The following is a 25,404-nucleotide window of genomic DNA, read 5'->3' as shown; positions in this document are numbered from 1 at the left end:
AGGGGGTAGCTGCCACGGACTCGGATAGGAGGAGTGGCATGGGGAGTGAGCCCGGCCGATCCGTCACCAGCAAGGTTCTGTGCCTGCTGGGGGCGTTCACCCCGTCCACTCCCGCCCTCACCCTGACCGAGCTGGCCCAGCGGTCCGGCGTCTCGCTGGCCACCGCGCACCGGCGGGCGGCCGAGCTGCTCGACTGGGGCGCCCTGGAACGCCGACCCGACGGGCGCTACCAGATCGGGCTGCGGCTGTGGGAGGTCGGATCCCTGGCGCCGCGCGGGCTGGGCCTTCGCGAGCACGCGATGCCGTTCCTCGAAGATCTCTACGAGGTCACCCACGAGAACGTGCAGCTGGCAGTGCGCGAGGGCACCGAGGTGCTCTACGTCGAGCGCATCGCGGGCCGCGCGGCCGTACGCGTGCTGACCCGCGTCGGCGGCCGTTTCGCCCTCCACGCGACGGGCGTGGGCCTCGTGCTGCTGGCCTACGCTCCCGCGGACGTACAGGAGGAGGTCCTCGGCGCGCCGCTGCGGCGCTTCACCGACGAAACGATCGTCGATCCGGGCCGCCTGCGCCGCGTCCTCGCCGACGTGCGCAGGGACGGCTACGCGGTCAGCTCCCGGCAGGTCACCAAGGACGCTGTGTCGGTCGCCGCGCCGGTCTTCGGCCCGGACGAGACCGTCGTCGCGTCCGTCTCTCTTGTCGTCCAGACCGACAACGCCCGTCCGCACGCCCTGGCCCCCACGGTGCGGGCGGCCGCTCGCGGAATCTCGCGTGCACTCGGCGCTCCTCGCGCGACCGTTCGCGCCTACCAGAACCCGACCTGCTGAAACGCGGAGCGGGTGCCGAGGTGCTGGTGGTGGTTCACGAACGGTGTCCAGTTGCTATGTTGACCTGCGGCTTCGCGGCCGAGCGCGCCCTTGGTCAGCCTGCTCTCTCATATTCGTTAATCAGTCCTCCAAGGACTTGGCGATGTTCGATCCGGCCGACCGGCAGGCGGATCAGGTCTGCGCCATCGGCCGGAGCTCGAAGGTCGAGATATCGGTGTGGCCTGCGCCGTGGGCGGCCTGGCTGAACGAACGCGACGCCGAACCGCTCACGGCGAGGCGGGCCCACCTCGACGCATGGGCTGCGTCCCTGGAACGTTCGGGAAAGGCGCCGTCGACTCGCGCACGCATGTTGTCCAGCCTGGGCTCGTCCTCCACGTACGCGATCGACGAGGGTCGGCGGTTCGGCCTCACGGTGACCCGCGAACCGACCGCCCGCGCCCGCCGCCCGTACGTTGACCGCACCGGCGTGCGCGACGCACCACCTGACCGCCGACCAGGCGCGTGCGGTCATCAACGCCGCCGACGAGACCGGCCTGCGCGCCGCCGTCGTCGTCCGCCTGATCCTCCTCCTCGGCTGCGGAGCCCGCGACGTCACGACCGCCCGCATCGAGGACCTGGACGACCTTCGCACACCAGCCGGGGCCCGCCACGCCCCGCCCGCGTAAGGCAGAGCCGGTCGCGATCCACGCGGCCATGCCGCGGCCGCCCCAGACTCACCGGGCAGGGACGCGGAAGCCCCGGGGCCGGAGCACGCACGCTCGCCGGACGCTGACCGTGACGCGCCGCGGTGGAACCCGGCGGCTGGTCCTGCCTCCTGGCGTCGCACGGGCCATCGGCCGGGCGGCCGGCGGGCGCGCCGAAGGCCCGATCGTGGCGACGCGGAACGGCCGGCGCGTCGCCGACTCGCAGGTGTTCCGCACCGTCCGCCTCGCCGGACGCGCCGCCGGCCCGGACCTCACCCCGCGCGCCCTGCGCGACGCCTGCGCGGACCTGGCCATCGAGGCCGGCGTGCCCCTGCGCGGGTCCGATGCCTGCTCGGCCACACCGATCCCCGCAGGCCACCGTGCTCCGGCCCGGACTCGCGACACTCCTGCGAGACCGCGCCCGTCGAGATCGCGACCTACCTCGGCCGGTAGCCCGCCGGGCGGCGACCGCAGGTCGAAGACCCGGTCTGGCAGAGAGGGCTTCATCGCGGCTTCCGATCGGCAGCGGTCGGCCTGGCCCTCATGACAACGTGACGTCGGCGGATGGAAGGGACTGAAGTCGTCCCGCAGATAGCAGGACCGCGAGCAGAGGCAGCCGACTACGTGGGTCTGGTCAGTGAACTTGACGTATTCCGATGCGACGGATGCGCTTTCCGACAGCAGCAGCGGTCCTTGAACAGAAGATGGCTTCGCCGAAGGCCGCTCTGGCCATTGGTCAGCGCTGCTTGCCGCGGCCCGCTTGTTTCCGGCGTGTCCGCGCCACCGATCGCACCCCGGCGATGAAGAATTCGATCTCCTGCTCCACGTCCGGGGCGCAGTTCTGGTCCAGCAGCGCCGGCAGGACGCGGTGCAGGCTGGGCAGCGCGTCGGCGGTGGCAATGCGGCCGAACCAGTCCGCGATCGGTGCGTCACGCTCGGGCCGATCGCCTGCCGCGGTCATCGAATCGGACAGTACGAGGCCGAACAGCAGGCCGAGCAGCGACCGATACCGCTGCGCCGCGGCGCGCTCATCGAGGCCGGCGTCCAGCAGCGCGCCGAGCAGCGCGTCGATGAGCCGCAGCGCGCCGATCGAGCGCGGGTTGGCCTGGTCCGATGCCAGCGCGCCGACCACGACGGGATGGGCGCTGAACGTGTTGTGCGCGCCGACGCCGAGCGCCCGGATCCGGTCCGGCCACGGCAGCGCCGGATCGGGTAGCTCGATCAGTTCGAATACGCGGGATGCCATGCCGTCCAGCAGATCGCTCTTGCTGGCCACATGGTTGTACAGCGACATTGCCTCGACACCGAGTTCCGCGGCGAGCTTGCGCATCGATAGCCAGGCAAGGCCGTGTGTGTCCGCCAGCCGCAGCGCGGCGGCGAGCACCTTGTCCCTGGTCAACGTCTCGCGCGGTGGAACCCGAAGTGCTGACCGAATGCCTGAGCATCGCGCAGCAGGCGCCCATCGCCGGCGCGTTCGCCGACGGCTTCCGCTGGCTGGTGATTCGCGACCAGCACCTGAAGAACCAGCTGGCCGGGATGATCCGGGCGGCCGGCGAGAAGTCACAGGCGAAGTACGGCCACCTGGCGCCGCCGCGCACCCTCGCATCCGGCCGGTACCCGCTTGACATGCTGGAGCGGATCCCGGTGTATGTGCTGCTGCCCTGCCTTTCCGGTCGACCGGCCGGGGGAAACGCCGTGCTTTCCGCGTTCTACGGCTCGGTGTACCCGGCGCTGTGGAGCCTGCAGCTGGCACTGCGTTCGCGGGGGCTCGGCAGCAGCATCGTGGGCTACCACCTTGCCGAGCACGAGTCCGATGTGGCCAAGCTGCTGGGAATTCCCGACGGCGTCACCCAGGTGTCGCTCCTCGCGGTCGGCTACACCACAACAACCACGTTCTCACCCGGCGCGCGGCCACCGGTACAGGAGATCACCTACTACGACCACTGGGGCCAGACCGGCTGACGCCGCCACATGCCGACGACCTGGCCCGGGAACCTCCGGCTCCGTGCTGGTCAGCCTCGCCGCAAGAGCCGGCCGGGAGAAAACCACCTCGGTCGCGCCGGCCTATGCCGCTCCGGCCTGTGCCGCTCCGCCAGGCCCGACACTTGGAGGCATCCGGCGACGAAAACGGAGAGCTCCGCCATCATCAAGGGCACCCTGATGGATGTCGATGGGCGCTCGCAGGCGTACCTGCGAGCGATCGGCGTCTTGGTTAAGCGCTCCGCGGGAAGTTCCGCGATGTGCCGCGCTGTATGCGGCGCTTACCGACGACGCCGCGGCGGAAACGATTTAGCACTCTGTTTCGTCGGGAGCGGCGACTTCGCGTTGAGCGGTCTGCGCGACGCGGGCCAGCAGTGTTCGCAGTTGTGCGGTGTCCTTGGGGTCGAGGTCGGCAAGGAGGCGCGCTTCGGCTGCGCCGAGGCTCTGGCGCACCTGCGCGAGGCGGGCGCGTCCGGCGTCGGTGATGAGGACCTGGCGTGCGCGCCGGTCGCGGGGGTCGGGTTTGCGGGCTACCAGGTTGTCGGCTTCGAGGGCTTCGAGCAGGTAGGTCGTGACGGTGCGGTCGAGGCTCAGCTCTTTTGCCAGGGCGAGCTGTGAAGGCGGCTCGCTGCCGCCGGCCAGCGCGACCAGGACCAGGTAACCGCGGGCTCCGCCGGGCAATTCCGTGACGGACTCGGTGGCGACGCGACGGAAGGCCGCAGAGACCAAGCGAATCGCCCAGCCCAGGTCGGTCTCCAGTGTCAGGCTTTCCGACTCGTCACGCGGCTGCTGGTTCCCGGACGTGGATGCGCTCACCCACACATCCTATCGCATATGCTGCTCAGCAGATGTTCTTGTCAACAGAACATCTGCCGCATAGATTGATTTCGAAAGCGCGCAGGGCATCGCCCGTCCCGCGCGCCGAGAACACGACAGCAAGGAAGATCACCATGAGCGTCAGCACCGCCTTGCAGGGCCGTACCGCACTCGTGACCGGAGCGACGTCAGGCATTGGCAAGGCCGTCGCGCAGAGCCTGGCCCGTCAAGGCGCGGACGTTGTCCTGCATGGCCGCGATCAGACTCGTGGCGAAGCCCTTGTCAAGGAGATCGCGGCGGAAGACGGTAACGCCCGTTTCGTCGCTGCCGACCTCGCCGATGCGGATGACGTGCTCCGCCTGGCCGCCGAGGCCGGAGCCGTGGACATCCTGGTCAACAGTGCGGGCTTGTATGAGTTCGTCCCGACCGCGGCGAGTGACGCCGCGAGCTTCGACCGGCACGTCGCGGTCAACACGCGGGCCCCGTTCCTGCTCGTTGGCGCGCTGGCACCGGGCATGGCAGAGCGTGGGCAGGGCTCGATCGTGATCGTCGGCTCCAGCGCGGCCCGCATGCCCGCCCCCGTCGGCGCCGCCTACGGCGCCTCCAAGGCGGGAGCAGAGATCCTCACCCGCTACTGGGCGACCGAGTTCGGCCCGTCCGGTGTGCGGGTCAACACCGTCTCGCCCGGTCCCGTGCACACCGAGGGCACCAAGGCGATGCTCGGCGAACACACCGCGATGCTGGACAAGACCAACGCCCGCGGCCGCGCCGGAGACCCCAGCGAGATCGCCGAGATCGTCTCGTTCCTGATCAGCCCGGCCAGCTCCTACATCAACGGCGCCATCCTGTACGCCGACGGCGGCGAGCTGAGCGCCCTGCCCTCCTGAGGAAGCCCGTCATGAACATCTTCATCATCGGTGCCACCGGCTTCGTCGGCGGTGCCCTGGCCCGGCACCTTACCGCCGAAGGCCACACCGTCATCGGCCTGGCCCGCGCCGAAACCGCAGCCGCCAGCCTCACCGCACAGGGCATCATCCCTGCGTCGGGAGACCTTGACGGGCGCCGACCCGCCGTCGTCGAGGCGGCACAGGTCGCCGACGCGGTCATTTATGCCGCCCAGGCCGGTCCGGAACAGGAATCCGCCACCGTCCAGGACCTCACCCGGGCCCTGGCCGGCACAGACAAGACGCTGATCTTCCTGTCCGGCAGCGGAGTGCTACTGCAGCGCACCGCAGGAGCCTGGAGCCCAGACGTCTTCGCCGAGGACGACCAGTTCACGCCCGAACCCCTGGCCGACTTCCGCAAGGCCGCCGAGGACACCGTCCTGGCCGCCGCTCAAGACGGGCTGCGCGCGATGGTCATCCGGCCCGGTCTGATCTGGGGGCCAGGAGACCATGGCCACCTGTCGATGGTCTATCAGTCGGTCGCCGGGACAGGCGCGGCCTGCTACGTCGGTCAGGGCCTGAACACCTACAGTCACGTCCACATCGACGACGTGACCCGCCTGTTCACCCTCGCCCTCGAAAAGGGCCGGCCCGGTGGGCTGTACCACGCGGTGGCCGGAGAGACCCCCAACCGCTGGATCGCCGAACGCGTCGCCGCCGACCTCGGAGTGACAGCACGCAGCCTCACCCTCGAGGAGGCCGGCAGCGTGTGGGGCGAATTCGGTGCCCTCGTCATGGCCGCCTCCAGCCGCATCCGCGCCATCCGCGCACAGCACGACCTGGGCTGGCAGCCCCAGCACGCCGACATGCTGACCATGATCGGCGAGGAACGCCTGCGTCGGCTCGCCATCCCCGGGGCGTGACCACGGCTGCGCCACCGCTACATCCTCACCTGCGCTGGCGCAGCCCTCTACCCGAAGCCGCCTCAACGCGGCCCTCCCACCACACCTCTTGACCACTTGTCTTCGATGAAAGGGCTTCTCATGAGCACTGCCGACTGGCTTCCCGACGGCTTCTCCCGTCAGCGGATCGAGACCAACGGCACCCGCCTGTCGGTCGCCGTCGGAGGCAGCGGACCGGCCCTGGTGCTACTGCACGGCTGGCCCCAGACCTCCCGCGCCTGGGCCCGCGTCATGCCCGCCCTGGCCCACCGGCACACCGTCGTCGTACCCGACCTGCGCGGTACCGGCGGCAGCGACCGACCCGAGGGCGGCTACGCCAAGACCAACCAGGCCGACGACCTACGCGGCATCCTCGCAGCCCTGAACCTCACCGGCCCGGTAGCCGTGACCGGCCACGACATCGGCTCCATGGTCGCCCTTGCCTGGGCCGCCGCCCATCCCGAGGACGTCTCCCATCTGATCCTGGTCGACTCCATCCTGCCCGGCCTCGGCCTGGAAGAGGCGATGAACGTCGCCGAGGGCGGCATGTGGCACTTCGGCTTCTTCATGACCCCGCACATTCCCGAAATGCTCTTCGACGGCCACGAACTGGAGTTCTTCACCGCCACGTTCACCGCCATGTCCAACCCCGGCACCTTCAGCGACCACGACCTCGCCGCCTACGCCCAGGCATACAGCGGCCGCGAACGGCTGCGCGGCGGCTTCGAGCACTACCGCACCCTCCTGGACGACGGCCGGGACAACCGCGCTCTGCTCGCCCAGCGCAATCTCCCCATGCCCGTCCTGGCCATCGGCTCCACCCACTCCGGCACCGCCACCGTCCAGGCCCTGGCCCCCCACGCCGACAACCTCCAGAGCGCGGTCGCCCCGACAGGACACTTCGTCGCCGAAGAAGACCCCGACTGGTTCACAAAGACACTGACCACATTCCTCCCCTGACGTCACCCCCTGGCCGACGTCCTCCCCCCATCCGGCCACCTGTCCAACTCCCGTACGCACGCTCCTTCTGCCGAGGGGAAATCATGAACATCGTTCTCTGGGTCATCGCCGCACTACTCGCCGCGGCCTTCCTCTTCTCCGGGATCTTCAAGCTGGCCCTGTCACGCGAGAAATACATCGCCGCTCAGGACTGGGCCCAGGACGCACCGCGCTGGGCTCCCAACGCGATCGGTGCGCTGGAGGTACTGGGCGCGATCGGCGTGATCCTGCCCGCCGCGGTCAACGTCACGCCGATTCTGGTCCCGCTCGCCGCAACCGGGCTGGCGCTGATCATGACCGGCGCTGCGGTGATGCACCTGCGGCGCGGAGAGCTCCAGGCGCTGGCGCCCAGCGGAGTACTGCTGATCCTGGCCGCCATTGTGGCATGGGGCAGGTTCGGGCCATACGCGTTCTGAACCGAGGCCGGGGCGGCACGGTCCAGCCAGCGCCGCCGAGAGCCGGTCACAGCCGGAGACGGCCGGACCTCACACCAACGGCGCCTGACCGCGTAGCCGCAGGTCAGGCACCGTTTCGCATGTCGATCAAGGGGTGGGCACAGCTGGATTCGAACCAGCGACTCCTGGTTTGTAAGACCAGTGCTCTAACCACTGAGCTATGCGCCCGCTACCGGAGTTCCGGTGACCGGGAAAGCCTACCGAAATCAACGGGCTGCCTGGCAAACCGAACGGGTTCTTCGGGTCAGGTCGGGGCGGCTCGTCGGCGGAGGACGCGGCTCAGGGCCGCTTCGACCTCCTCTGACAGGCCTGGGGCTCCGGAGGTGACCAGAGTGTCTCCGGTGCGTTCTGCGGTGCGTACGTGGCCGCAGTCGCGGCATTCGATCTCGCCGAGGCGGCATACCAGGACCGATGAGTGGCAGGCCGTGCAGTGGTCCAGGTCGCCGGCCCAGCCGTCGATGGTCTGGCATCCGGGGCAGACCAGGACCTGACGTTCGTCGCGGACCCCGCGTTTCCAGGGGCTCGCGCCGCGGATCGGGTCGGTCTGCCGGGCCCCGCAGCGATAGCAGGGCATGGCCCCTCCAGAGTGTCCGGGGCCGGACCCGCCGTGGGACGGGTCCGGCCGCAGGAGACTACGAGATTTCGGCGAGCGCCTTGCGGTACTCGTCGATGTCACGGGCGTCCGGAATGGCGTTCTCCACCTTCCACCGGACCACGCCGTCCTTGTCGATGATGTACGTGCCGCGCTGGGCGAGGCCCGCGTCCTCATTGAAGATCCCGTACGCCTTGGCCACGTCGCCGTGCGGCCAGAAGTCGGAGAGCAGCGGGAACTCGTAGCCCTCCTTCTCGGCCCAGGCGCGGTGGGCGAAGACCGAGTCGACGGAGACCGCCAGGACCTGGACGTCGTCACCGCCCAGCGTGGGGAGCTCGTCGCGGATCGTGCAGAGCTCCCCCGTGCAGATGCCGCTGAACGCCAGCGGATAGAAGACCAGGACGACGGTCTTCTTCCCCTTGAAGTCCGAAAGTTTCACCGGCGTGCCGTGCTGGTCCTTCAGCTCGAAGTCCGGTGCGGCGTCGCCAACCTCAATCGCCATGTTCTGTAACCTCTCAACGGATTTTCGGACGCAAGCGCCAGTCTGCCACCCGGTACCGAAGAGGCGGTCAGGAGACTCGCGGATGCCGCGAGTGATGACGATCCCCCAGTGCGAGGTGGGTCAACGCCGTGCCTTGGGCGTCACCAGGCGGGTGCCGGACCACTCGCGGGCCGCGCTGATGCTGCTCGTCTGCGACAGACCGGCCGTCTGGGCGGCCTCGCCGATGTCGCTGGGCTCCACGTGGCCGTCGCGCCCTGCCTTCGGCGTCAACAGCCAGATGTGGCCGCCGTCCGCCAACGTGGTGAGCGCGTCGGACAGAGCGTCGAACAGATCACCGTCGTCGTCGCGCCACCACAGCAGCACGACGTCGACCACGTCGTCGTAGTCCTCGTCGACCAGCTCGTTCTCCGAGACCTCCTCGATGGAGCTGCGCAGCTCCTCGTCGCAGTCGTCGTCGTAGCCGATCTCCTGCACCACCTGGCTCGGCTTGATACCGAGCCGTTCGGCCAGGCTGCTCTGCGCCTGACCCGCGGTCGCGCTCACGAACGTCCTCCCTGTGTCGGGGCCGCATGCCGGGCCACGATGATCATTGTCTGCCGCTCGTGAGGTGCGGCATTGCCGGACAGTTCACACGCCGGACCACCCCGCGCGCAAGTGTCTTGCCCGCATGTGAGCAAACCCGTCCACCTGTGTCAACCGCCGTCAATGAAGCTGAGCCGTACGTTGCGCACGACATTGTCCACGTTGAGGTCGACGACGGCCACGGATTGCCAGGTCCCAAGGGCCATCTTCCCCTCCACGACGGGGATCGTGGCGTACGGCGGGACGAGCGCCGGCATCACGTGTGACCTGCCGTGTCCGAGTGACCCATGGGAATGGGTCCACCGGTCGTCTTTGGGCAGGAGCGCGCGCATCGCGTCGAGCAGGTCCACATCGCTCCCCGAACCCAGCTCGATCAGGGCGATCCCCGCCGTCGCGTGCGGCACGAAGACGTGCAGCAGCCCGTCGCGCGCGCCGGTCCGGCCGAGGAAGTCCGCGCACTCGCCGGTGATGTCCTGAACGGTGTCGCGGCTGCCGGTGGCCACCCGGATCACTTCGGTTCTCATGTGCCTCTGTCTACCTGTCCCGCACGGCTGTCCGGGTGTGGTCTGGGAAAGATCGATCCGGGTCCGGGCGCGACGGTCGTTTCACCTCCTGACGGCGGGTATCCCCTGAGTACGGGCTCTCCACACGGCGCTACGCCCCGGCCGGGAGCGAGGGCACTACGGTTACCCGGGGGTAGAGATGCGTTAACGGGCACGACGTACGACGATGGTCTGGACAACCGACGATCCAGACCTGCACCTGGGTGAGTAAGAAGGGGACCCCGTGGCTTCCGGACGCCAGCGCTTTTCGATCATCAGCGACGGCCTCCCCAGTCAGCTTCCGGACATCGACCCCGATGAGACCCGGGAGTGGCTGGAGTCGCTCGACACCGTCATCAAGACGGAGGGCCGCAGTCGCGCCCGCTACCTGATGCTGCGCCTCCTGGAGCGCGCACGTGAGCAGCAGGTGGGCGTGCCCGGCCTGCGCAGCACCGACTACATCAACACGATCTCGCCCGAGCGCGAGCCGTGGTTCCCCGGCGACGAGTACGTCGAGCGCCGCATCCGCGCGTACATCCGGTGGAACGCCGCGATCATGGTGTCGCGGGCGAACCGCCCCGAGCTCTCCGTCGGCGGCCACATCGCGACGTACGCCTCGGCGGCCTCCCTGTACGAGGTGGGCTTCAACCACTTCTTCCGCGGCAAGGACCACGGCGAGTCCGGCGACCAGGTCTTCATCCAGGGCCACGCGGCGCCGGGCATCTACGCGCGCGCGTTCCTGGAGGGACGCCTTCCGCAGGAGAGCCTCGACGGGTTCCGGCAGGAGATCTCCCACCCGGGCGGCGGCCTGTCCTCCTACCCGCACCCGCGGCTGATGCCGGACTTCTGGGAGTTTCCCACGGTGTCCATGGGCCTCACCGCGATCAACTCGATCTACCAGGCGCGGTTCAACCGCTACCTGTACAACCGCAAGATCAAGGACACCTCGCGCTCCCACGTGTGGGCCTTCCTCGGCGACGGCGAGATGGCCGAGCCTGAGTCGCTCGGCGCGATCGGCCTGGCCGCCCGCGAGGAGCTCGACAACCTGACCTTCGTCATCAACTGCAACCTGCAGCAGCTCGACGGTCCCGTACGTGGCAACGGCAAGATCATTCAGGAGCTGGAGTCGTACTTCCGCGGCGCCGGCTGGAACGTCATCAAGGTGATCTGGGGCCGCGACTGGGACCCGCTGCTCGCCCAGGACGTCGACGGCGTGCTCGTCAACAAGATGAACACCACGCCGGACGGCCAGTTCCAGACGTACTCCGTCGAGACCGGCGACTACATCCGCGAGCACTTCTTCGGTGACGACCCGCGGCTGCGCAAGATGGTCGAGCACATGACCGACGACGACATCCGCAAGCTGTCGCGCGGCGGTCACGACTACCGCAAGCTGTACGCCGCGTTCAAGTCCGCGCGCGAGCACGTCGGCCAGCCGACCGTGATCCTCACTCACACGATCAAGGGCTGGACGCTCGGGCCCGACTTCGAGGCGCGCAACGCGACGCACCAGATGAAGAAGCTCACCAAGGCCGAGCTGAAGGAGTTCCGCGACCGGCTCTACCTGGAGATCCCCGACTCGGCGCTCGAGGCGGACCTGCCGCCGTACTACCACCCGGGCGAGGACTCCGACGAGATCCAGTACATGCGTGAGCGGCGCATGGCCCTCGGCGGCTATCTGCCCAAGCGGCACAACCGCGCCAAGGCCCTCAAGCTGCCCGGCGACCCGGTGTACGCGGAGCTGAAGAAGGGCTCGGGCAAGCAGAACGTCGCCACGACGATGGCGTTCGTCCGGCTGCTCAAGGACCTGATCAAGAACGAGGACATCGGCGCCCGGTTCGTACCGATCGCGCCGGACGAGTACCGCACCTTCGGTATGGACTCGCTGTTCCCGTCCGCGAAGATCTACTCCCCGCACGGCCAGACGTACGAGGCGGTCGACCGCAAGCTGCTGCTGTCGTACAAGGAGTCCGAGCAGGGCCAGATGCTGCACGAGGGCATCAGCGAGGCCGGCGCGATGGGTTCGGCGATCGCCGCGGGCACCTCGTACGCCACGCACGGCGAGCACATGATCCCGGTCTACATCTTCTACTCGATGTTCGGGTTCCAGCGCACCGGTGACAGCATCTGGGCGCTGGGCGACCAGATGGGCCGCGGCTTCCTGCTGGGCGCCACGGCGGGCCGTACGACGCTGACCGGCGAGGGCCTCCAGCACAACGACGGTCACTCGCCGCTGCTGGCCTCGACCAACCCGGCGTGCGTCTACTACGACCCGGCGTGGGCGTTCGAGCTGGCCCACATCATCAAGGACGCGCTGCGGCGCATGTACGGCTCCAGCGAGGAGCACCCGCAGGGCGAGGACATCTTCTACTACCTGACGGTCTACAACGAGCCGTACCAGCAGCCCGCCGAGCCGGCCGGCCTCGACGTGGACGGCGTGCTCAAGGGCCTGTACCGGTACGCCGAGGCGCCGGAGGTCGAGGGCGAGGCGCCGGGCGCGCAGATCCTCGCGTCGGGCGTCGGCGTCCGCTGGGCCCTGGAGGCGCAGCGCATGCTGGCCGAGGAGTGGGGCGTGGCCGCCGACGTGTGGTCCGCCACGTCGTGGACGGAGCTGCGCCGCGAGGCCATCGCCGCCGACGAGTGGAACCTCCTGCACCCCGAGGCCGACCAGCGCGTGCCGTACGTCACCCGCGTCCTCGACGGCCAGCCGGGCCCGATCGTGGCGGTGAGCGACTTCATGCGCGCGGTCCCCGACCAGATCGCGCAGTGGGTGCCGGGCGACTACGCGTCACTCGGCACGGACGGGTTCGGCTTCTCCGACACCCGCGCCGCCGCCCGCCGCTTCTTCCACGTGGACGCGGCGTCCATCACCCTCGCGGTGCTGACCCGCCTGGCCCGCCTCGGCGAGGTCAAGCAGGAGGTCCTGCAGCGCGCGATCGAGCGCTACCAGCTCGGCGAGGGCGCGGACGTCGTGGTCGGCGCGGACAAGACCCCGGCGGAGACCACCACCGACTCGATGACCACCCCCGGCTGATCCCCGGACCGTTGAGAGCGGGGGCGTCCGGCGCGGACGCCCCCGCTCTCGTGTCCGTGGGACGGTGGTGGATCGTTGCCTTTTTTCGGGATCGACGTGATGGCACACTGATCGGCTATGTCGGACCTTCCTCACGGCCGAGTCGTCGTCCGTCCGTTGTGCGCTGCTTGTGGTCGGCCCGCGACTTTCGTTGAAGTAGTGCCGCCAGGGCTGCGGCCGCACGATTTTCATGAGTGGCCGGCATCGCGCCGCGTCACCTACGACGAATACAGGCGTGCGGAAGAATGGCATCTTCTTTTCGAAGGCGTCGTGGCCGGCAACGGGCTCGGCAGCCACATACAGGCAGAGCGGGCCGCCGCGATCGCCGAGGCCTTCGCCGTGCCCTGGACCTTCGCGAGGGTGCACACCGCCGAGTTCTACGACGACGCCGGGTTCTGCCCGGCGTGCGACGTGCCGTACTGTTTCGATCACTGGAATGTCTCAGTTAGCGGTTATGGCCGTTGTCCGCATGGCCACGGTAAGAGCCTCGATCCGCACTGGTCGCCGGACTGACCGGCGAATGCGTCGAGGATGTTGAAGAACAGGCGGCTTACCCTCAGTCGGTCTGCCGCGTGCCGGTGTGGCCGCCGTAGGTGGCGATCTTGTATTCGGTGGCCGCCAGCGACAGCGTCAGTTCCTTCAGCTGGCGGCGGATCGTGTCGCGGTGTTCGAGGAGCATGTCCAGGCGTTCGGGGACGGTGTCATCGCCCTCGTCGACCAGCCGTACGTAGTGCTGCAGGTCGCGCATGGCCATTCCGGACAGGCGCATGCGGGTCAGGAACACCAGTCTCCGTACCGCCTCCGTGCCGTAGCTGCGGTGGCCGTCGGCGTCGCGGTCGACCGTGACCAGGCCGACCCGCTCGTAGTAGCGCAGCGTGTGCGGCGACATGCCGAGCAGGTCGGCGACCTCGGTGATCGTCATGGGTGCGGTCGCGTCGCCCGCGTCGACGAGGCGGTGGATCACCTCGACGGACATGGGGCCGTCGACCTCGTCGAGCGCGGACAGTGCTCGGGACATCAGATCATCGGTGGCCACGTCATCACCCTAGATCGGCCGGGCCGACGTGGCGGCATCGGGGAAGTCGGCGGCGTGGGCGGTCGGGGCCCAGCGTTCGAGTTCGTCCAGGCCCCGCCGGTAGGACCGTCCGATGCGCTCGACCGCCTCGCGGCCGAGCGGCAGGCGCAGCGGCAGTTCCTCGCCAGCGACCAGGTCCACGATGATCTCCGCGGCCCGCACCGGGTCGCCCTCCTGGACACCGTCGGCGCCGGCCATGTCGTCGCGGACGGCCCCCAGCACCCCGGCGTACACGGGGCTGGAACCGGCGAACCGGAGCACGTCGGGAGCGTTGAACGACGTGCGGAACCGGCTCGGCTCCACGAGCATCACCCGGACCCCGAACGGCGCGACCTCGTCGGCCAGCGCCTCCGACCAGCCTTCGAGTGCGAACTTGCCCGCGGAGTACGCCCCGACGCCCGGGAAGGAGATCCGACCGCCCTGGCTGCTCATCTGCACGATCGTGCCCGACTTCTGCTCGCGGAAGAACGGCAGCACGGCCCGTACGAGCGCCGCCGGACCCAGCAGGTGGAGTTCCAGCGAGGCGCGCAGCTCCTCCTCGCCGACCTCTTCGGCCGCGCCGACCACTCCGCGTCCGGCGTTGTTGACCAGCACGTCCACCCGGCCGAACCGGTCGATCGCCGAACGCACGACGTCACCGGCCCGCCCGGTGTCACATACGTCGAACTCGATGACCAGTACCCGGTCGCGGTGGGCGGCCGCGAGGTCGGCCACCGAGGCGGGCCGCCGTACGGCCAGCACGACGTTGTCCCCCTGCCCGGCCGCACGCTCGGCGATGGCGCGCCCGAAGCCCGCCGACGCGCCGGTGATGATCCATGTCCGCTGATTCCCTGCTCGTGATGTCATGCCGGAGACGCTAGGAGTTCGAGCGCGCTCGAACGCAAGCGCGGCGTCCTGGTCATCCGCCGGTCCAGCGGGCTACACCGCGGGTTTCCCCGGCGGCGGCAGGATCGGGGGATGGCCGAACTCCTGACGGGCGCGGCTCTGGCGGCCCGTGCCGCGGCGGCCCTGGACGTCCCGCTGCAGCGATCCCTCGGTGCCCGGCTCATCGACCCGGACGCGCCCGCCGCCGGCGCGTGGTTCGTCGTGGACGGCCTGGCGAGCAACGGGAGGGGCGCCCTCCACGCCGCGGCGCTGGGCACGGTGCTCGAGCTGGCCGCCTACCTGGCGCTGCTCCCCGAACTGTCCGGGGCGGAGGACGCGGTGACCCACGCGATCGCCACGCAGCTCGTCACGGCGGCCAGGGACGGTGACCGGGTCGAGGTGCGCGGACAGGTGGACCGCCGTACCCGGCGGCTCGCGTTCCTGTCCGTGACCGCGACGACGAGCGGCCGTACGGTCGCCCGCGCCCAGCTCACCAAGTCGATCCTGGAACCGCGATAGTTCACGGCGGGTCGAGGTACGCGCGGGCCTGGAGGGTGAACAGCTGGGCGTACGTGCCGCCGGCGCGGAGGAGCGTCTCGTGGTCGCCCACCTCCGCGACGCGGCCCTGGTCCAGGACGACGATCAGGTCGGCCATCCGTACGGTGGAGAAGCGGTGTGAGACCAGCACCGTCACACCGCCCGCCTCGCGTCCGGCGCGGGACACCTCCGCGAACCGGGCGAACAGCCGTGCCTCGGCGACGGCGTCCAGGCTCGCCGTCGGTTCGTCGAGGACGGTCAGCAGCGGCGCCGGGCGCATCAGGCCGCGGGCGAGCGCCAGCCGCTGCCACTGCCCGCCGGACAGCTCGTGGCCGCCGGTGAACCACCGGCCCAGCGGCGTCGCCAGGCCGTCCGGCAGGCGCTCCACGACCCGGCGCGCCCCACCGCGGGCCACCGCGCCGCCGACCGCCGCGTCGTCGCCGGCGCGCGGCAGGTCACCGACGCCCACGACCTCGCGAGCGGTCAGGCTCGGGCGCAGAAAGTCCTGGAAGACCGCGGTCGTCCGCTCGCGCCACCGGTCGGCCGGCATCGCGGCCAGGTCCTCGCCGTCGGCCAGGATCCGGCCCTCGGACGGGACGTACATGCGGGTCAGCAGCTTGACCAGCGTCGTCTTGCCCGCGCCGTTCTCACCGACGACCGCGACGGTCGCGCCGGCGGGCAGGGTGAGGTCGACGTCGCGCAGCACCGGTTCGTCCCGGCCCGGGTAGGCGAAGGTCACCGACTCCAGCCGGATGCCGGTGCGCAACGCCGACGGCACCGCCCCGTCCGCCGCCGAGCGCGCCGCCGCCGCGTACCGTTCCAGCCACAGCAGCCGCCGGGCGGTACGGACCGCGGCGGCGAGCGAGCCCGCCGTGTCGGTGGCGCTCGAGACCTGCACCTGGGCGCGGCGCATCAGGCTCACCGCCATGACCACCTGCCCGGGTGAGGTGTGCCCGTGGACCGCCCGCAGCACCAGCACGATGATCACGACGACGAACCCGGCGGCGTAGCAGACCCACCCCAGCCCCTCCCAGGCCGCGCCGAGCAGCGCCGCGCGGACCGAGCCGGCGCGCACCCGTTCGGCGATCGCCGAGTGCCGGGCGGCCAGAGCGCCGGTGACGCCGTACGTGCGCAGCTCCTTGGCGGTGTCGGCGGTCGTCGCCAGGCCGAACAGCTGGTCCGCGAGACGCCGGTCGGCGGCGAGCGCGTCGCCGGACGCCTGCTGGACACGGCTCGCCCGCCGGTCGGCGAGCATCGGCGCCAGGCCGACGAGCGGCACGGCCATCACGGGCGGGTACACGGTCGCGAGCAGCACGATGATCGCGATGCTGCGGATGGCCACCTGCCATCCGGCGAGGAGCTGCCGCGCGGCGCCCGCGAGTGTACGGCGGCCCTCGCGGAGCTGGTCGATCTCGCTGAGCAGGTCGGGGCGTTCGAGGTGTTCGACGCCGGGCACGGCGTTGATCAGGATGGCGATGCGCGCCATGAGGTACGAGCTGACCCGGTCGGTGAGCGTGGAGTTGCGCGCCGCCGCCATCGTCGACAGCGTCCACGCGAGGGTGAACAGCACCGCGACCACGCACACGCCGGTGACGACGCGTGCCCCGTCGTGGGCGAGGGCCCCGTCGACCATGAGGTGGAACCCGAGCGGGAACGTCGCCGACGCGACCGCGGCCACGGTCGTGGCGGCGACCGCCCACGCGAGCACGCCCGGCGCCGCCCGCCACGCGGGACCCACGAGGACGCGCAGCACATTGCCGGAGGCGCTCATCGGCTCTCCCCGAAGCGGGCGACCTGGAGCCGGAACATCTCCGCGTACGTCCCGTCCGCCCGCAGCAGCTCGTCGTGGGTGCCGGTCTCGGTGACGTGTCCTCCGTCGAGCACGGCGATCCGGTCGGCCCGCCGTACGGTCGAGAAGCGGTGTGAGATCACCACGCTCGTCACCCCCTTGGTGATGTCGAGGAACCGGTCGTAGAACCGCGCCTCGGCCCGGACGTCGAGCTGCGCGGTGGGTTCGTCCAGGACGAGGATCCGCGCTCCGCGCTCGACGGCGTACAGCGCGCGGGCGAGCGCGACGCGCTGCCACTGACCGCCGGACAGGTCCTGGCCGCCGTCGTACTGCGCGGACAGCACCGTGTCCCACCCGCCGGCCAGCCCGTCGACGAGGTCGGCGGCGCCCGCGCGGCGCGCGACGCGTGCCAGCGCCTCGGGGTCGACCGGCTCACCGAGCAGGTCGAGGGCGACGTTCTCCCGCGCCGTCAGCGGGAAGCGGGTGAAGTCCTGGTAGACCACGGCGACCTGCCGCTGCCACGCGCGGGCCGGCAGGCCGGTCAGCGGTACGCCGTCGATGAGGATCCGGCCCGCGGTCGGGTCGCGCAGCCGGGCCAGCAGCGTGACCAGGGTGGTCTTGCCCGCGCCGTTCACCCCGACGATCGCGGTGGACGTGCCCGCCGCCAGAGTCAGGCCGAGGCCGGACAGCACGTCCTGATCGCTCCCGGGATAGCGGAATCCCACGGACTCGAACACCACGCTCTCGCGCGGCAGGTCCGTGACCGGGACGGCGGCGTCATCGTCCCCCTCGGGCTCGGCGGCGGTCAGGTCGCTCGTGAGCGCGTCGAGGTCCGGCACCGAGGCGAGCATGCCCTCCAGGGCGAAGTCGGCCGCGTTGACGCTGCCGGCCTGCATGCTCGCGGGGAGCATCGTCAGCATCACGACGAGCGCGCCCAGCGTGATCGTGTGGTGGTACGCCGCCCGGCCCAGCGTCGCGGCGCTCGCGGCGTACACGCCGAGGACGAGCGCGCTGAGCAGCGCGATCCGCCGGTTGATCCGCCGGGCCTCCGCCCACGAGGGCCGCATGGCCTCGCCGTACAGGGCGCGGTGGCGGCCGACCAGCCAGTCGGCGAGGCCGAACACCCGGATCTCCCTGGCCGCCTGCGGACCCCGGGCCAGCCCGGCGAAGTACCAGCTGCGCCGCAACGTCTCCGTCGCCCGGCGGTACGTGCCGACCCGCGACCGTACGAGGGCCCGCAGCGGCCGGTTGAGCACCAGCCACATCGCCAGGACGCCGAGCCCCAGCCACCAGCGGAACGCGGCGAGGACCGCGCACGCCAGCACGCCCGACAGCCGGTCACCGGTACGGCCGATCAGCGCCATCGCGGCGCCCGCGGGTTCCTGGTTCATCAGCTCGCCCTGGGCCGAGGACAGCCGGTCCAGTACGGCCGGGTCCTCCAGATGGTCGATCCCGGCCGGGGCGGACACGGCCTCGATCAGCCGCCGCCGTGTCACGACGGTCATCCGCGCCTGGACCACCGAGCTCAGCGCGTCCTCCACCGGGCCGCGCAGCAGGGAGACGGCGTACAGGCCGCCCGCGACCCCGAGCCGCACGAGCATCCGGTGCCCGGCCGGCGAGCCGAGCCCGTCCTCGACCGCGGCCGGGATGCCGCCGACCGTACGGCCCATCGCAATGAGGACGACGTTGGGCAGCAGCGCCTCGACGACCATGAACACCAGGGCGGCGGCGAACAGGCCGGGCGCGGCGGAGGCGAAGTCGCGCAGGACCCGCACGCGGGGCGCGGACCTCACCGAGCGTCCTCGATGTCGTCCCAGGTCGCCAGGTCCGCCATGAGCGTCCCGGCGATCCGCAGCACCTCCCGCTCCGTGGGCGACAGGCGCTCCATCGCCTGTGCCAGCCAGGCGGTGCGGGATCGTACGTCCCCCCGGAGCCGCGCGGCGCCCTGCTCGGTGAGGTGGAGGAGGACCTGCCGCCGGTCCGTGTCAGAGGGCCCGCGAGCGATCCAGCCGCGTTCTTCCAGCCGGGCGAGCGTCCGCGTCAGCGTCTGCGGCTTGGCCCGCTGGAGGGCGGCGAGACGGCCGGCCGTCAGCGGCCCCTCACGACCCAGGTGAGTGAGCGCGCTGATCATCGACAGGGTCGTGCCGTCACGCGGCCGCTCGGCGCGCATCCGCTGCGCGAGGTTCGTCGCGCCGATGGACGCCGCGACGGCCGCCTCGGGCAGTTCCGGGAAGTCCTCCACGGCCGAGGAGATTAGTAAGCCATGGCGAAGGGTTTCAATCGATTTTTACCGCGAGTGGCCGTTGATCAGTACGCGACTGCGTACGAGAGGGGGAGTGGGTCACCTGTTCCGGGCATCCGCCGGACGTTTCGGCCCCCGCCCGGCGAGTCGGACGGCCGGACGGGGGCCTGGCCGTGCTCAGGCCCGCACGCCGGCCAGGCTGCGGCACGCCTCGGCGCAGGTCCGGCAGATCCCGGCGCAGCGCTTCATCACCGGGTCACTGTTCATCGTCATGCACGCCTCGGCGCACATGTCCGCCACGCGGCCGCACGTGGCGGCCATCTCCACGGCCTGGGGCGACTGGCGCGTGATCATGTCGGCGCATGCGCGGGCGGCGTCGACGCAGTCCATCAGTGGGCCCATCATCATCATGTCGACGTACTGGCCGCCCTGCTGCAGGCAGTGCGCGATCGTCTGTTCGCAACAGCTGTAGCTTTCGATGCAGGCGTCGATGCACTTCTGCATATCGCCGCTGATCTTTCCCCCGTAGTTCACGGTTCCTCCTCGGACGTGGCCCCGCCTACTTCGCGGGCCGCAACTTATGACCCTCATGTGGCCATATTCCCCAGGCTGCGCGTCCGAGTTGCCGACAGTCGCCGCTTTTATAAGGGTCGCCCATTATTTTGCTCCGCTCGCCACGCCGCGAGATCCGGACCTCTGGGGGGAGCGAGTTACGGTTGTGCACTCCGCGCGTGACAGGAACCGGATACGGTCTTTGGGCTGACAGTCCAGATCATCCCGATACTCGAGGGGGGATGAGCGTGTCCGGCCCGACGGACGAGAACGTTCCCGCATCCGCCGTGTCCTCTGACGAGGACGAGAGCCGGACACCGGATCAGGACGCGGTGCTCCCGCCGCCGGAGGAGCCCGCCGAGCCGATCGCCGGGACCGATGAGGATCCGGCCGGGGAGGCGGCCCCGAACGAGGTGGGCCGGGCGGGGACGCGCCCGTGCGCCTACTGCGGGCGGCCGCTCCCGCAGCAAGGTGACTCGTCGCCGGTGGTGCGGTACTGCCCGGACAACGGCGGCGCGTGCGCGAACGCCGCGGCCGAACGGCGGCGGCGCGACCAGGACACTCCAGGACTCGCCGGCCAGGTGGCGCGTACGTGGGACATGGTGGAGCGGCTGGAGGACGTCGCGGAGCTGCTGGCGATGTCGCTCACGGGAGGCCTGAGCGTGGCGGGCGTGGAGCGCCGGCTGGCCGAGGCGCGGGCCGAGGCCGCGACCGCCCTGGCCGAGGCCCACCGCGAGCGTGAGGCGGCGCGCCTGGAGGCCCAGCAGGGGCTCGCCCAGCTCGGCGCCGCGCACGACGAGGTACGGCGGGCCGAGGCGCGGGTGGCCGAGCTGGCCGCCCAGCTCGAGGCCGCACGCGCCGAACGCGACACCGCCCGCGAGATGGGCAACGAGGCGACCCGTACCGCCGAGGCCGCCAACACCGCGATCGCCGCCGTGCGGGAGGAGCGTGATCGGCTCGTGCGGCGGGTCGCCGAGCTCACGTCCGCCCTGGACGTGGCGCGGGAGGAGCTCGCCGGCGCCAAGGAGGCGCAGAAACGGTCGGCGGAGCTGGAGGAGGCGCGTACCCGGCTCCGCACGGCCGAGTCCGAGCTGGACGAGGCCCGCGCCGACGCCGACGCCGCGCAGAAGGCCCGCGCCGCCGCGGAACAGGCGTGCGCCGAGGCCGACCGTCAGGCGCTGGAGGCCCGCTCCCACGCGGAGGAGATGAGCCTCGAACGCGACGAGATCGTCGCCGAGCGCGACTCGCTGGCCGCCGACCTCGTGGCGTGCCGCGAGGAGCTGGACGCCGCGAAGCCGCGCCTGGCCGAGGCCGAGCGGATCGCCGCCGAGCTGGCGGAGTGCCGCGGCGAACTCGAACAGCACCAGTCCCGGCTCGTCGAGCAGCAGCTCAAGTCCCGCGAGCACTCCCAGATGGTCGACCAGCTCCGCGGCGCCCTGGCCACGATGATCGCCGAACGCGACGCGGCCCGCGCCGAGGCGGACGAGGCCCGCGGCGAGTTGGAGCGGCTCGTGAACAGCAGCCCGTCCCGCTCACGCCATGCGCGTCCCACGGAGTTCGGTGCCCCCCCGGCCTCGACCTCCGGTCCGTACTCGACGCCGCCGGGCCCGTTCGCCGCGCCGCCGCCTCCGCCTCCGCCGCCTCCCAGCCAGGACCTACCCCCGGGGCACGACCTGGGCGGGGTGACCGGCCCGCCGGAATCCTTCCGCCGCGACCGGTTCCTCCCTCCGGAGGAACCGGCCTCCTGACCCTCACCTCCCGGGCGGTGACGCGGGCCGTACCGTGTGGGCCGCCATGTTGGCCGCCACTCGGGCCAGGACGCCCGGAGAGAACAGCGACGCCGGGGCGGACGTGAGGGCCAGCACGTCCAGCAGGCCCGCGCACACGCGGCGGTCGACGTTCGCCGCCGCCACCACCCGGTCCACGTACGCGTTGATCAGCCGCGTGCTCAGCCGGGTCGGGGCGGCCACGGTCTCCCGGTACCGCAGGTCCTCGCCGGTGGCCACCAGCCAGGCACCCGCGGCGCTGCGGCTCGCTCTCTTCTGGAAGCGGCGTTCGAGGTCGTCGCGGTCCTCGCGCAGGCAGCGGTCCAGGGCGACGGCGGAGATGGCCGCCACGCTCATGCCCTGCCCGTAGATCGGGTTGAACGCGCACGCCGCGTCGCCCATCACCACGAAGCCGCGCGGCCAGGCGGGCAGCCGTTCGTAGTGGCGCCGGTGGTTCGCGGTGCGGCGGAAGCCGCGGATCGGGCCGAGCGGCTCCGCGGCGCGGATCGCCTCGTACAGCACCGGGTCGCGCAGGCCCTTGGCGAACGCCAGGAACTCCTCCTCATCCGTCGGGCCGTAGTCGCCGCCCGCGCCGGACAGGCTGCAGATCCACCGGCCGCCCTCCTGCGGGAACAGCCCGCCCGTACGGCGCCTCTCCGGCGGGTCCGCCTGCAGGTAGAGCGCCTTCCAGCCCGGGTCGAAGCCGTCCGGGATGGCATAGAAGCGGCTCGCGTACCCCAGCAGCGGGTCCACCAGCGTCTCGGGCGGTGCGGGGTAGCCGAGGGCCGTCAGCCACTCGGGTGCCCGCGATCCCCGTCCGGTGGCGTCGACGACGAGGTCGGCCGCGATCGTCTCGCCCGACCGCAGCGCCACCCCGGCGACGTCGCGGCCCCGGGGCACCAGATCCACCACCTCGTGCCCCTCCAGCACGTCCAGACAGGGCGCGTCGCCCGGGAGCCGCGACCGTAAGGCCCAGTCCAGCAGCGGGCGGCTGAACGTCAGCATCCGCGTCACCTCGAACCGCGTGCGCCAGCCGGCCGCGGTCAGCCATAAGACGTCTGACGGGACCCCGATCTCCACGGCGCCCGCGGTCAGGAGCGTCTTCTCCAGCCCGGGGAACAGCTCCTCCAGCAGGCGGAGCCCCCGGGTCCAGAGGACGTGCAGGTGCCGTGACTGGGGGATGCCGGGCCGGAACGCCGCCCCGGCCGGGTACCGGTCGCGCTCGACGAGGGTGACGCGGGCGAAGTGGCCGGAGAGGATCCGGGCGGCGAGAAGCCCGGTGAGGCTGCCGCCGATGACGACGGCGTGGTCGCGGTTCATGTACGGCCTCCCGGGACGGACGGGGGCGGACAAAAGCTCCACGGGGCGAGTCGGTTCTATGAAAGCGGCATGTTGACCCTCTGTATAGGGCGCGGATACTGGGAGGCCGAGAGCGAGGAGTCGCGCCATGACGACGAACAGCCACGCCACCCGGCCGCCTTCCCGTACCCAGCACCATCGGATGGTGAAGCGGGAGCTGACCGAGACGCCCCATCCGGAATGGGCCCTGACCATGATCGACGCGCTCCGGCCGGAATGGTCGGCGGTCTTAGAGTCGCCGCTGTTCACCGCGACGGCGGACGGGGAGTTCCCCGAGGGGGCCTGGCGCCGGGTCCTGCTCGACTTCTTCTGCGTCGTCGAGGCCTTCCCGAAGTACATGGGCGTGTACCTGGCCAAGACCACATTCGGCCAGACGCCCGGCGACCACCTCGCGCGCGACTGGCTGATCGGCAACATCCGGACCGAGGCCCTGCACGCCCAGTGGTACGCCGACTGGGCCGCCGCCCACGGCATCGGCCTGGAAGAACTCGTCTCCCACCGTCCCGGCCCCGAGGTCGGCGCGCTCTACGAGTACCTCTGGTCGATGTGCTACCGCGGCTCGCTCGCCGAGGCGTTCGGCGCGGTGAACTACGCGATCGAGGGTGCGACGGGGGAGTGGACGCGGCTCGTCCTGCCCGCCTTCCGCAAGCGGTACGCCGACGACCCGCACGCGTTGCGGTGGCTCACCGAGCACGCCGAGTACGACGACGCGCACCCGCGGGAGGCGTTCGAGCTGATCAAGATCACCGTGCGGGACGAGGCCGACCGGACGAAGGTGGAGGCGGCCGCACGGCGTTCACTCGAACTCTTCCGGCGTGGTTTCGACGCGGGTTTCCACGCGGTTGGGTAATGTGAGGGTGAATTCTCGATCAAATCCGACGGACTTTGGTCGAATTCTCGCCTGATATCGGAATAGTCCGGCACTAGTTCGTGGCGATATGTCGCGAGCACTCCTTCCTGCGGCCTTTCTCGCTGCTGCGATACGGTGGCATCTCTGCTGCTCAGCGTGGGTATCTCATGGTCGATCACGCTTTGCGTCGAACGGTCCGAGCCGCAGGAAGGGTTGCGAATGCACGTAACTGCCAGTGGTCTGAAATGGTTCGTCTCCACGACCACCGGCGCCGCGATCATCGCCAGTGCGGGGTGTGGCGGCGGCGGTGGCAGTTCCGCGGGCAAGAACGCCGTGAAAGAGAAGGCCGAGGCGGCGCGCGTGGTGATCACTCCCGCCGGCGGCAGCTCCGGCGTGCACCCCGACGCCCCGGTCGTCGTCCGCGCGACGGGCGGGCGCCTCGCCGACGTCGTCCTGGACAGCGGTGGTCAGCGGATCTCCGGTGAGTACAACGCGGACCGCACCCAGTGGAAGTCCCGGTGGAGTCTCCAGCCGGGCAGCAGGATCAACGTACGGGCCAGCGCGGAGAACGCCGACGGCCGGGTGTCCACCGCACAGAGCAGCTTCAACACCGAGAAGGCCACCGGAGAGACGTTCACCGCGGCCCAGGACGAGGTCCTCGAGAGCCGTAGGGGCGAGACGTACGGGGTGGGCCTGCCGATCATCCTCAACTTCGACAAGGCCGTGCACGACCGCGCCGCAGTGGAGAGGTCGCTCCAGGTGATCGCGGAGAAGCCGGTCCTCGGCGCGTGGCACTGGTTCGACGACAAGCAGGTCGTCTACCGGGCGAAGACCTACTGGCCGGCGCACCAGACGGTCAAACTGATCGCCCACCTCAGCGGGGTCAAGGGCGGCAAGGACCTGTACGGCGGCAAGGACCTGGTCCGCACCTACCGGATCGGCGCGTCGCACATCTCCTACCTCGACATCGCCAAGCACCAGATGCGTGTCGAGCACGACGGCAAGGTCGTCCGGCACGTCCCGATCAGCGCGGGAATGGGCGGCTCCGCGGAGTACACCACGACGAGCGGCATCCACCTCAACATGGAGAAGGACGAGGACGTCACCATGACCTCGCCCGGCCGCGGCCCCGGTGACGCCGGCTACTACAGCGAACTGATCCACTACGCGGTCCGGGTCTCCAGCGCCGGCGAGTACCTCCACCAGACGCCCGGCGACGAGGGCTGTCTCGGCGTCAGCAACTGCAGCCACGGGTGCATCCGCCAGCCCGCCACCGACGCCATCTGGTACTACAAGCAGTCCCAGCCCGGCGACCCGGTCGACATCACCGGCACCGACCGCCAGGTGGAGCCGGACAACGGCTGGTCCTACTACCAGGAGTCCTGGGCCAGGTGGCTGAAGGGCAGCGCCCTACACCGGCACTGACAGCATCGTCGACCGAGAAGTCAACTGCTGGACACTGTCCGTGAATCCGGGCTTCTCCCGGCGCGTGCAGCC

The 25,404-nt window shown here is 70.7% G+C and carries 26 protein-coding genes and 1 tRNA gene; 13 read left to right on the top strand and 14 right to left on the bottom strand.

Annotated features, from left to right (window positions below; translation table 11 throughout):
- The first annotated feature begins 38 nt into the window (after positions 1-38).
- On the top strand, positions 39-824 hold the full coding sequence (locus ACQEV1_RS38790) for an IclR family transcriptional regulator (protein ID WP_433401278.1): 786 nt from the start codon (positions 39-41) through the stop codon (positions 822-824).
- Positions 825-1,276: 452 nt separating this feature from the next.
- Positions 1,277-1,489 carry a hypothetical protein gene (locus ACQEV1_RS38785; protein ID WP_433401275.1) on the top strand — a complete coding sequence of 71 codons (213 nt, stop codon included), beginning with the start codon at positions 1,277-1,279 and terminating at the stop codon, positions 1,487-1,489.
- 754 nt (positions 1,490-2,243) lie between these two features.
- Here the strand turns inward: ACQEV1_RS38785 and ACQEV1_RS38780 are convergent.
- Positions 2,244-2,906 carry a TetR/AcrR family transcriptional regulator gene (locus tag ACQEV1_RS38780; protein WP_433401272.1) on the bottom strand — a complete coding sequence of 221 codons (663 nt, stop codon included), beginning with the start codon at positions 2,904-2,906 and terminating at the stop codon, positions 2,244-2,246.
- An 11-nt stretch (positions 2,907-2,917) separates the two neighbouring features.
- Between ACQEV1_RS38780 and ACQEV1_RS38775 the strand changes: the two genes are divergently transcribed.
- The gene (locus ACQEV1_RS38775; RefSeq protein ID WP_433401269.1) at positions 2,918-3,469 is read left to right on the top strand and encodes a nitroreductase family protein; all 552 of its coding nucleotides are present in this window, start codon (positions 2,918-2,920) and stop codon (positions 3,467-3,469) included.
- Between the two features lie 327 nt (positions 3,470-3,796).
- Here the strand turns inward: ACQEV1_RS38775 and ACQEV1_RS38770 are convergent, their stop codons facing one another.
- Positions 3,797-4,303 carry a MarR family winged helix-turn-helix transcriptional regulator gene (locus ACQEV1_RS38770; RefSeq protein WP_285628434.1) on the bottom strand — a complete coding sequence of 169 codons (507 nt, stop codon included), beginning with the start codon at positions 4,301-4,303 and terminating at the stop codon, positions 3,797-3,799.
- Positions 4,304-4,335: 32 nt separating this feature from the next.
- Here ACQEV1_RS38770 and ACQEV1_RS38765 point away from each other — a divergent pair, with 32 nt between their 5' ends.
- From ACQEV1_RS38765 to ACQEV1_RS38750, 4 genes are all read left to right on the top strand, one after another.
- The gene (locus tag ACQEV1_RS38765; protein WP_433401265.1) at positions 4,336-5,190 is read left to right on the top strand and encodes an SDR family NAD(P)-dependent oxidoreductase; all 855 of its coding nucleotides are present in this window, start codon (positions 4,336-4,338) and stop codon (positions 5,188-5,190) included.
- 11 nt (positions 5,191-5,201) lie between these two features.
- Positions 5,202-6,110 (top strand): NAD-dependent epimerase/dehydratase family protein, encoded by a 909-nt coding sequence (locus tag ACQEV1_RS38760; RefSeq protein ID WP_433401262.1) that lies wholly within the window; start codon positions 5,202-5,204, stop codon positions 6,108-6,110.
- A 120-nt stretch (positions 6,111-6,230) separates the two neighbouring features.
- Positions 6,231-7,088 (top strand): alpha/beta fold hydrolase, encoded by an 858-nt coding sequence (locus tag ACQEV1_RS38755; RefSeq protein ID WP_285628439.1) that lies wholly within the window; start codon positions 6,231-6,233, stop codon positions 7,086-7,088.
- An 83-nt stretch (positions 7,089-7,171) separates the two neighbouring features.
- Positions 7,172-7,543: a DoxX family protein gene (locus tag ACQEV1_RS38750; RefSeq protein ID WP_285628441.1), complete on the top strand. Its 372-nt coding sequence runs from the start codon at positions 7,172-7,174 to the stop codon at positions 7,541-7,543.
- A 134-nt stretch (positions 7,544-7,677) separates the two neighbouring features.
- Here ACQEV1_RS38750 and ACQEV1_RS38745 read toward each other — a convergent pair.
- The 5 genes from ACQEV1_RS38745 to ACQEV1_RS38725 form a co-directional block, all read right to left on the bottom strand.
- Positions 7,678-7,750, bottom strand: a tRNA-Val gene (locus ACQEV1_RS38745).
- A 76-nt stretch (positions 7,751-7,826) separates the two neighbouring features.
- Positions 7,827-8,156, bottom strand: coding sequence for a hypothetical protein (locus ACQEV1_RS38740; protein WP_285628444.1), 330 nt, complete (start codon positions 8,154-8,156; stop codon positions 7,827-7,829).
- Positions 8,157-8,214: 58 nt separating this feature from the next.
- The gene (locus ACQEV1_RS38735) at positions 8,215-8,676 is read right to left on the bottom strand and encodes a peroxiredoxin (protein WP_285628447.1); all 462 of its coding nucleotides are present in this window, start codon (positions 8,674-8,676) and stop codon (positions 8,215-8,217) included.
- Positions 8,677-8,796: 120 nt separating this feature from the next.
- A complete protein-coding gene (locus ACQEV1_RS38730; RefSeq protein ID WP_285581524.1) occupies positions 8,797-9,219 on the bottom strand; it encodes a DUF3052 domain-containing protein in 423 nt (140 codons plus the stop codon).
- A gap of 149 nt (positions 9,220-9,368) precedes the next feature.
- Complete coding sequence (locus ACQEV1_RS38725) at positions 9,369-9,782, bottom strand: secondary thiamine-phosphate synthase enzyme YjbQ (protein ID WP_285628450.1); 414 nt, start codon at positions 9,780-9,782, stop codon at positions 9,369-9,371.
- A gap of 262 nt (positions 9,783-10,044) precedes the next feature.
- Here ACQEV1_RS38725 and aceE point away from each other — a divergent pair, with 262 nt between their 5' ends.
- Together aceE and ACQEV1_RS38715 are read left to right on the top strand one after the other, a co-directional pair.
- The gene (gene aceE, locus ACQEV1_RS38720) at positions 10,045-12,834 is read left to right on the top strand and encodes a pyruvate dehydrogenase (acetyl-transferring), homodimeric type (RefSeq protein ID WP_349498003.1); all 2,790 of its coding nucleotides are present in this window, start codon (positions 10,045-10,047) and stop codon (positions 12,832-12,834) included.
- Between the two features lie 198 nt (positions 12,835-13,032).
- Positions 13,033-13,386 carry a hypothetical protein gene (locus ACQEV1_RS38715; RefSeq protein WP_433401255.1) on the top strand — a complete coding sequence of 118 codons (354 nt, stop codon included), beginning with the start codon at positions 13,033-13,035 and terminating at the stop codon, positions 13,384-13,386.
- 43 nt (positions 13,387-13,429) lie between these two features.
- On the opposite strand, the gene ACQEV1_RS38710 is transcribed toward ACQEV1_RS38715, so the two are convergent.
- Positions 13,430-13,909, bottom strand: coding sequence for a MerR family transcriptional regulator (locus tag ACQEV1_RS38710; RefSeq protein ID WP_433401252.1), 480 nt, complete (start codon positions 13,907-13,909; stop codon positions 13,430-13,432).
- Between the two features lie 9 nt (positions 13,910-13,918).
- Positions 13,919-14,794 (bottom strand): SDR family NAD(P)-dependent oxidoreductase, encoded by an 876-nt coding sequence (locus ACQEV1_RS38705; protein ID WP_433401249.1) that lies wholly within the window; start codon positions 14,792-14,794, stop codon positions 13,919-13,921.
- A 111-nt stretch (positions 14,795-14,905) separates the two neighbouring features.
- On the opposite strand from ACQEV1_RS38705, the gene ACQEV1_RS38700 reads away from it, so the two are divergent.
- On the top strand, positions 14,906-15,331 hold the full coding sequence (locus ACQEV1_RS38700) for a PaaI family thioesterase (RefSeq protein WP_433401246.1): 426 nt from the start codon (positions 14,906-14,908) through the stop codon (positions 15,329-15,331).
- Between the two features lies 1 nt (position 15,332).
- On the opposite strand, the gene ACQEV1_RS38695 is transcribed toward ACQEV1_RS38700, so the two are convergent.
- The 4 genes from ACQEV1_RS38695 to ACQEV1_RS38680 form a co-directional block, all read right to left on the bottom strand.
- Positions 15,333-17,120 carry an ABC transporter ATP-binding protein gene (locus ACQEV1_RS38695; RefSeq protein WP_433401243.1) on the bottom strand — a complete coding sequence of 596 codons (1,788 nt, stop codon included), beginning with the start codon at positions 17,118-17,120 and terminating at the stop codon, positions 15,333-15,335.
- On the bottom strand, positions 17,117-18,931 hold the full coding sequence (locus ACQEV1_RS38690) for an ABC transporter ATP-binding protein (RefSeq protein WP_285628466.1): 1,815 nt from the start codon (positions 18,929-18,931) through the stop codon (positions 17,117-17,119). Before ACQEV1_RS38690 ends, ACQEV1_RS38695 begins: the two co-directional genes overlap by 4 nt.
- On the bottom strand, positions 18,928-19,380 hold the full coding sequence (locus tag ACQEV1_RS38685; protein ID WP_433401239.1) for a MarR family winged helix-turn-helix transcriptional regulator: 453 nt from the start codon (positions 19,378-19,380) through the stop codon (positions 18,928-18,930). The genes ACQEV1_RS38690 and ACQEV1_RS38685 overlap by 4 nt, the downstream gene beginning before the upstream one ends.
- Before the next feature lie 177 nt (positions 19,381-19,557).
- The gene (locus ACQEV1_RS38680; protein WP_285581536.1) at positions 19,558-19,914 is read right to left on the bottom strand and encodes a four-helix bundle copper-binding protein; all 357 of its coding nucleotides are present in this window, start codon (positions 19,912-19,914) and stop codon (positions 19,558-19,560) included.
- Positions 19,915-20,219: 305 nt separating this feature from the next.
- Between ACQEV1_RS38680 and ACQEV1_RS38675 the strand changes: the two genes are divergently transcribed.
- On the top strand, positions 20,220-21,680 hold the full coding sequence (locus ACQEV1_RS38675) for a hypothetical protein (RefSeq protein ID WP_433401236.1): 1,461 nt from the start codon (positions 20,220-20,222) through the stop codon (positions 21,678-21,680).
- 3 nt (positions 21,681-21,683) lie between these two features.
- On the opposite strand, the gene ACQEV1_RS38670 is transcribed toward ACQEV1_RS38675, so the two are convergent.
- Entirely contained in the window at positions 21,684-23,018 is a 1,335-nt protein-coding gene (locus ACQEV1_RS38670; protein ID WP_433401233.1) for an FAD-dependent oxidoreductase, read from the bottom strand.
- A gap of 127 nt (positions 23,019-23,145) precedes the next feature.
- Between ACQEV1_RS38670 and ACQEV1_RS38665 the strand changes: the two genes are divergently transcribed.
- Positions 23,146-23,907: a TenA family transcriptional regulator gene (locus ACQEV1_RS38665; RefSeq protein ID WP_433401230.1), complete on the top strand. Its 762-nt coding sequence runs from the start codon at positions 23,146-23,148 to the stop codon at positions 23,905-23,907.
- A gap of 219 nt (positions 23,908-24,126) precedes the next feature.
- The gene (locus ACQEV1_RS38660; RefSeq protein ID WP_285628478.1) at positions 24,127-25,332 is read left to right on the top strand and encodes a L,D-transpeptidase; all 1,206 of its coding nucleotides are present in this window, start codon (positions 24,127-24,129) and stop codon (positions 25,330-25,332) included.
- Positions 25,333-25,404 lie beyond the last annotated feature (72 nt).

The sequence above is a fragment of the Actinoallomurus sp. CA-142502 genome, assembly GCF_050936355.1.
Classification (GTDB): Bacteria; Actinomycetota; Actinomycetes; order Streptosporangiales; family Streptosporangiaceae; genus Actinoallomurus; species Actinoallomurus iriomotensis.
This window is presented reverse-complemented; position numbering and strand designations above follow the sequence as displayed.